General features: G+C 46.5%; 4 protein-coding genes. 3 read left to right on the forward strand and 1 reads right to left on the reverse strand.

Annotated features, from left to right (window positions below):
* Nucleotides 1-421 (reverse strand): hypothetical protein (locus IH879_17780; protein MCH7676773.1); only part of this gene is annotated, 421 nt, incomplete at its 3' end.
* Nucleotides 422-1637: 1216 nt separating this feature from the next.
* Between IH879_17780 and IH879_17785 the strand changes: the two genes are divergently transcribed.
* The 3 genes from IH879_17785 to IH879_17795 all read left to right on the forward strand — a co-directional run bounded on the left by IH879_17785 (nucleotide 1638) and on the right by IH879_17795 (nucleotide 6070).
* Nucleotides 1638-3374, forward strand: coding sequence for an ABC transporter ATP-binding protein (locus IH879_17785; GenBank protein MCH7676774.1), 1737 nt, complete (start codon nucleotides 1638-1640; stop codon nucleotides 3372-3374).
* A gap of 250 nt (nucleotides 3375-3624) precedes the next feature.
* Nucleotides 3625-5358, forward strand: a complete 1734-nt coding sequence (locus IH879_17790; protein MCH7676775.1) for an ABC transporter ATP-binding protein — start codon at nucleotides 3625-3627, stop codon at nucleotides 5356-5358.
* Between the two features lie 7 nt (nucleotides 5359-5365).
* Nucleotides 5366-6070, forward strand: coding sequence for a hypothetical protein (locus IH879_17795; protein ID MCH7676776.1), 705 nt, complete (start codon nucleotides 5366-5368; stop codon nucleotides 6068-6070).
* Nucleotides 6071-6227: the final 157 nt, after the last annotated feature.

Consider the following 6227-nt stretch of genomic DNA (forward strand, 5'->3'; position numbering starts at 1 on the left):
AACTACCATAAGCCGCAAGTCCTTTCACAACGACAACGATGTTGGCTCCGCCAGCGGCAAAGGCGACTTGGAAACGAACAGCATTGACGACGCCGACTCGAACGGAGGCATCTCCAGATGTGGCATGGGCTAGAGCGGCCAGGTTAGTAGAAACGCGGAAAATTCTATCAGCCTGCGGGCCTGTCCATGTAGCGATTGCAGCTGGTGTTATAAAAACTCCATCCGCTCCATGTTGACGGACCTGTAGTTCAAATGTATCAATAGCGGCAGGTGTTCCGCCGGAAGTCTTGAGTTCGAAGTCTAACACACGATAAGCACCATGAAGGAGGATAATGTCGCCGACTGTGACGAGTGTTTCGGATGCTGTTGTTACTGTTTCGGAGAATTCCTTCACAAAAGACGATTGGGTTATTCCGGACATTTTCTTCTCCTTTTAAGCTCTCTCTACCGTAGTAATTACGACGGTCTTATCATTAGCGTTGTCTACACCACCAGAGATGACGGCGCTTAGAGTTATCACAGTGGAAGTGCGGCTAGCAACGGTAAAAGTGCCATTATTTACTGCATCTTCGGCATTAGTTAGAGTTATTTCGTCATTAGCGATAATAGGTGAATTGGCATTATCAAAATCTGGGTCTCCACTACCCACTACGGAAATTGTAGCTCCAGAGGCTCCATCGTCTACGTCGATGTTGAAGGCTGTTATGTCTGGGCCAAGTGAGCCAGCAGTGTAGATAGCTTGTGGTAGTCTAATATTCTTATTAAGTTCAGTAAGCAGGTTTAAGATAGTCTTGTCTAGTATTACACCAAGGGAGCCTTGGATGCTAATGAGTTCGTTGAAAAGTTGTGTTCCAGCTCCATCGGATAAGCTTAATTGAGAATCTGAGTAGTTTTTAGATGCTTTGGCTGCCTCTCTAGCTTCTCGAAAAAGGTCAATAAGTTGCCTTTTAACCGTAAGGTAAAAAAGAGCATGAAACTGAAATAGAAGGCATTGATGAAGGTATCGAGAAAATGGCTGCGACTGTTTTTTATATGTTTGGTACCACGCCTGTTTCTGCTCAATTTGGCTGCACCGAAATTAGCCTCACCATACCTGTTGACCTGCTTTGGCATAGACACAATATAAAACACTGAAAAGAGTACATTGATAGCTGCCACCCAATAAAGCAACCAAAAAGGCCGATACCCCAATCCCATAGTCCATTTGTAAAGCCACCGCAGCCAAACTAACGGATGCAAGGTTGAATATTCTTCAAAATGTACGGACTGCTATTTTATTTCACAGAACAGGCTAGGTGAAACCCAACTCCTGCGAAGGGCGACCCCGTGCCGATTTTCCTTAAGAAATATAATAATAAATCGGAACGTGGCGCCCGCAGCCCGCGCAGGCTCCCTTGCCCGTTTTTCAGGGCGAGGAGCCGGAGCGGACAAAAGAAAGCAAGCTACGTATCGTCTTTGCGAATCCGCGATAGCGGATGAAGCAATCTCCTTGCCCTGTCTCGGGGATTGCTTCGTCGTTACGCTCCTCGCAAAGAGGATGAATGAACTCATAACTTTCCCCTTGTAAATCATCTTTATAATTTGTATTTTTCGTCTCACTTTTGGCTGTACGGATCAACCTCGCGAGGAGCTCCGCAATCAAAGAATTAAAGACCCTCAGAAAATATCTTTCCCGCTATAAAAAACAGTATATCATCGGTGCCTTCTTTGTGCTCTTTACCACCGGTTTTTCGATGCTGGGTCCATGGGTGCTCAAGTTTGCAATCGATCGACTAACGGCAGGAATCACCAGCCAACTTCTGTTAAAGTATGCCGGATTGCTGGTCGGGGTCGCCCTGATTGAGGGCATTTTCAGGTTTCTGATGCGGCAGACCATCATCGGGGTGTCGCGCAAGATCGAGTATAACCTCAGAAACGATTTCCTCAGTCATCTGCAGAAACTTCCCCAGTCTTTTTATCAACAATTTAAAACCGGCGATTTAATGGCGCGCGCTACTAATGACCTGGAAGCAGTGCGTCAGGTGGTGGGGCCGGCGATCATGTATGCCTCGACCACGATTGTTTCGCTGGCGGCATTCGGAATTATGTGGCACATCAATGTTGAGCTCACTCTGTTGGCGATGATTCCGTTTCCCATTATGGCGTTGATTGTCTGGTGGATGGCGCGCAAACTGCACAAGGCTTATGCAAAAATTCAGACGCAATATGCGGCAATTACTTCCAAAGTGCAGGAGAATCTTTCCGGCATTCGGGTGGTGAAGGCTTATGTCCAGGAGGCTTCGGAAACGGAGAGTTTTAAAGCGCTGAACCGGGATTACATTAACCTGAATTTGAGTTTGGCAAAAATTCGCGGCTTCATGTGGGCGGCGATGACTTTTCTGGTTGGCATCGGCTCCCTGATCGTACTCTGGTTTGGCGGTCGTCTGGTGATTTTAGATCAGATTTCATTGGGTGAGTTTGTGGCGTTCTCAGCTTACCTGGCAAATTTAACCTGGCCGATGATTGCCCTCGGCTGGGTGATTAACCTGATTCAGCAGGGCGCAGCCTCCATGGGCAGAATCAACCGTATTTTTGAGGTCGAACCGGATATTAAAAATGACGAGCGCACGGATTCGACAATAGAAAAAATTTCCGGCGAAATCGAATTTCGCGGGGTAAATTTTTCTTACAATGGCACGGCGATTTTAAAAAACATCGATTTGAAAATTGACAAGGGCATGACCCTGGCGATCGTCGGGCCGACCGGCAGCGGTAAATCGACGCTGATTAATTTGATCCCGCGCTTATTTGAGCCGCAGGAAGGTGAGCTGCTCATCGACGGCCGGAAAATTCAGGAGATTCCTTTAGAGGTTTTGCGAAGAAATATCGGTTATGTGCCACAGGACACATTTTTGTTTTCCGATACGATTAAATCAAATATCAGTTTTGGGGTGGAATCGCCGTCCCCGCAGGAAATCGAAGAGGCTGCGGTGATCTCGCAGATTGAGAAAGACGTCGCGGATTTCCCGGATCAATTTGAGACCATGTTGGGCGAACGGGGCATCAATATTTCCGGGGGCCAGAAACAGCGAACCGCCATCGCCCGCGCTGTTCTGCGCCAACCGCGCATTTTGATCCTGGATGATTGCCTCTCCGCAGTGGACACTTACACTGAAGAAGCGATTCTCGGGCGGCTCCGAGAGGTGATGCGCAACCGAACCAGTATTATCGTTTCACACCGGATTTCGACCGTCAAAGATGCGGATTTAATTATCGTCGTTGAGGATGGAGAAATCACCGAACGCGGCACCCACGATGAACTGCTGGTTCTCGGCGGTGTTTATGCCGGTTTGCATGAGAAGCAGCTTTTGGAACAAGAGCTTGAGGAGTGTTGAGACTGGATGCTTGTTGCTGGATGCTTGTTGCTGGATGCTGGATGCTGGTCGCTGGATGCTGGTCGCTGGCTTGGTTTTAGAGCCGATATTGTATCGTCGTTGCGAGCGTTTCTCAGCGAAGCAATCTGCTGATTAATAGGATGGAGATTGCTTCGCCGCTACGCTCCTCGCAAAGACAGAAATTTAGGAATTTAAATATTTGAGTGTACACGAAGAAGAAGTCCTCGGTAAAGCCTACGACAGCCGCTTGATGCGGCGGCTGCTTTCCTACCTGAAGCCGTATCGGTTTTTTGTGACCCTTGCAGTTCTCATCCTTTTCGCTGCTTCGGTTCTACAGTTGGCCGGCCCATACCTTTATAAAATTGCCATTGATAAATATATTGAGACCCAGGATTTTGACGGCCTGGCGTCGATTTGTTTGGTATTTGCTTTCGTGCTCATCGTTGGATTTGTGATGCAGTTTTTGCAGACCTATTTGGTTCAATGGATCGGGCAGAAGGCAATGTATGATTTGCGCAGCGCTATCTTCTCCCATATTCAAAAACTGCCGGTCAAATTTTTTGATAAAAATCCAGTCGGGCGGCTGGTCACGCGGGTGACGACCGATGTTGAGAGCCTGCACCAGATGCTTTCATCCGGCGCGGTGGCAATTTTTGGAGATATTTTTACCTTGGCCGGAATTGTGATTTTACTTTTAGTGCTCAACTGGAAATTAGCGCTGATTACTTTTTCCGTCCTGCCGCTGCTTTTTTACGCCACATTTTTGTTCAAGAAACTGGTTCGTGAAATTTACCGGCTCATTCGGGTGCGGATTGCCCGTATCAACACGTTTCTGCAGGAGAATATCACCGGAATGGCGGTGGTGCAGATTTTTAACCGCGAACACAAAAATTTCAAGAAATTCGATAAACTGAATGAAGATTATCTGGAGGCTTTTTTAAAGACGATTTTTTACTATGCTACTTTTTATCCTGTGGTTAAGCTGATCAGTTCCATTGCAATCGCCCTGATTATCTGGTACGGAGGCGGTAGAGTGATTAACGGGGTATTGACATTTGGCGCGCTCGTGGCTTTCATTCAGTACGCCGAAATGTTTTTCCGGCCCATTATGGATCTTTCGGAAAAATACAACATCATGCAATCGGCCATGGCCTCGTCCGAACGAATTTTTAGCCTGCTGGATAAAGAACCCGAAGAATTGTCAGCAGCACTTGCGAGTGAGCCCGCTAAAATCCGCGGTGAGATAGAATTCCGAAATGTCTGGTTTGCTTATAAAGACCAAGATTTTGTTTTGAAAGATATTTCATTTAAAGTCAAAGCCGGTGAAAAAGTTGCCTTTGTGGGCGCGACGGGGGCGGGTAAGACCACCATTATGAGTTTGCTTTTCCGCTTTTATGAAGTCACCAAGGGCGAAATTTTGTTTGATGGCAGAAATATAAACAAGTTTTCTCCGCAGGAGCTTCGAGAACACATGGGAATGGTGCTGCAGGAAGTTTTTATTTTTGACGGCACGGTTTCCAGGAATATCCGTCTGGGAGATCAAAGAATTTCGGACGCACAACTTTTCCAGGCCGCCAAAGATGTGCACGCAGATTCATTCATCCAAAAACTGCCGGACAAATACGAACACCAGGTGCAGGAACGCGGCCGCAGTCTTTCGGTTGGACAAAGGCAGTTATTAGCATTTGCACGAGCGCTTGCCTTTGATCCCGCGGTTTTGATTTTAGATGAGGCGACCTCAAGCGTGGACACGGAGACCGAACTCCTGATTCAGGACGCCCTGCAGCGTTTAATGCAGAATCGCACTTCGCTGGTGGTCGCTCACCGGCTTTCAACCATAAAAAACTCCGATCGAATCATCGTGCTGCACAAAGGCGAAGTTCGCGAAACCGGTACGCATCAGGAGCTGCTGGCTGAGCAAGGGATTTATTACAAACTCTATCAATTGCAGTATGCTTATCAAGAGACCAGGCAGGTTGCTTAAAAACGGGTTGATTCATCTACTCGCATTGGTTTTTGCGGCAGGTTGCGCAAACACTCCCAAAGTGCAGGTTTCGCAATTAGAAACATCCGGTTTGACAAACTCAGCAGACGGCCTTGTTACGTCTGAATATTTTTTAGGATTGCTGAATGCAGTGCAGGGTTTGCAAACAGGCGATCCGATTTTCAAAAGAAATTCGAGTGCATATTGGATCACGCCTGAAATTGATAAAATTGACCTCGAACTCACCGCACAGGAAGAACAGTTCGAAGCCACAGAATACCAGGGCAGGCTGAAAAAACTTAAAGGACTGCATGAAAAGTATTTGGTTTTCTCTGTCTATTTAAGCATGCCTTTTTATTCAAAGTGGCCGCAAAGCCGGCTAACTGACTATTTAAAAAATAATCTGACCGTCACCCTTGAAAATGGAACTGAGAAAATATTCGCGCCCGAACTTCAGGTTTTTAACGTCATCGAAAGACTTGTGGATGAAAAATCCCAACTCCCTTCTTACGAAAATTTTGACGACCTGGAGGTTCGCGTTCCGCTTCGGGTTCAGTTCAGCAAACTCGACAATGAAGAAGCGATCGTTTCTTCTTCAACGAAAGAGATCAGAATCAAACTTCGACTTAAAAAAAGGCCGCCGTTCAGAATTGGTTTTTTTGATGAGAAATTTTTTCAAGGTTTTAAGTGGAAGGTTGTTCATCCTGATTGAATGTTCAGAGCGACACATTCAATAATCAAGCGTAATAGAGAAGAAATATCCATCTTGCTGCCAGAGCAGAGATTAAAGACCATCATTGAAACTTGGAGTCCTTTCCTCCCAAGTTCTTGTGCTTTAGGCTTTGCGATCATCATATAAAAGCAAGGGT

The organism is candidate division KSB1 bacterium (assembly GCA_022562085.1).
GTDB lineage: Bacteria > Zhuqueibacterota > Zhuqueibacteria > Oceanimicrobiales > Oceanimicrobiaceae > Oceanimicrobium.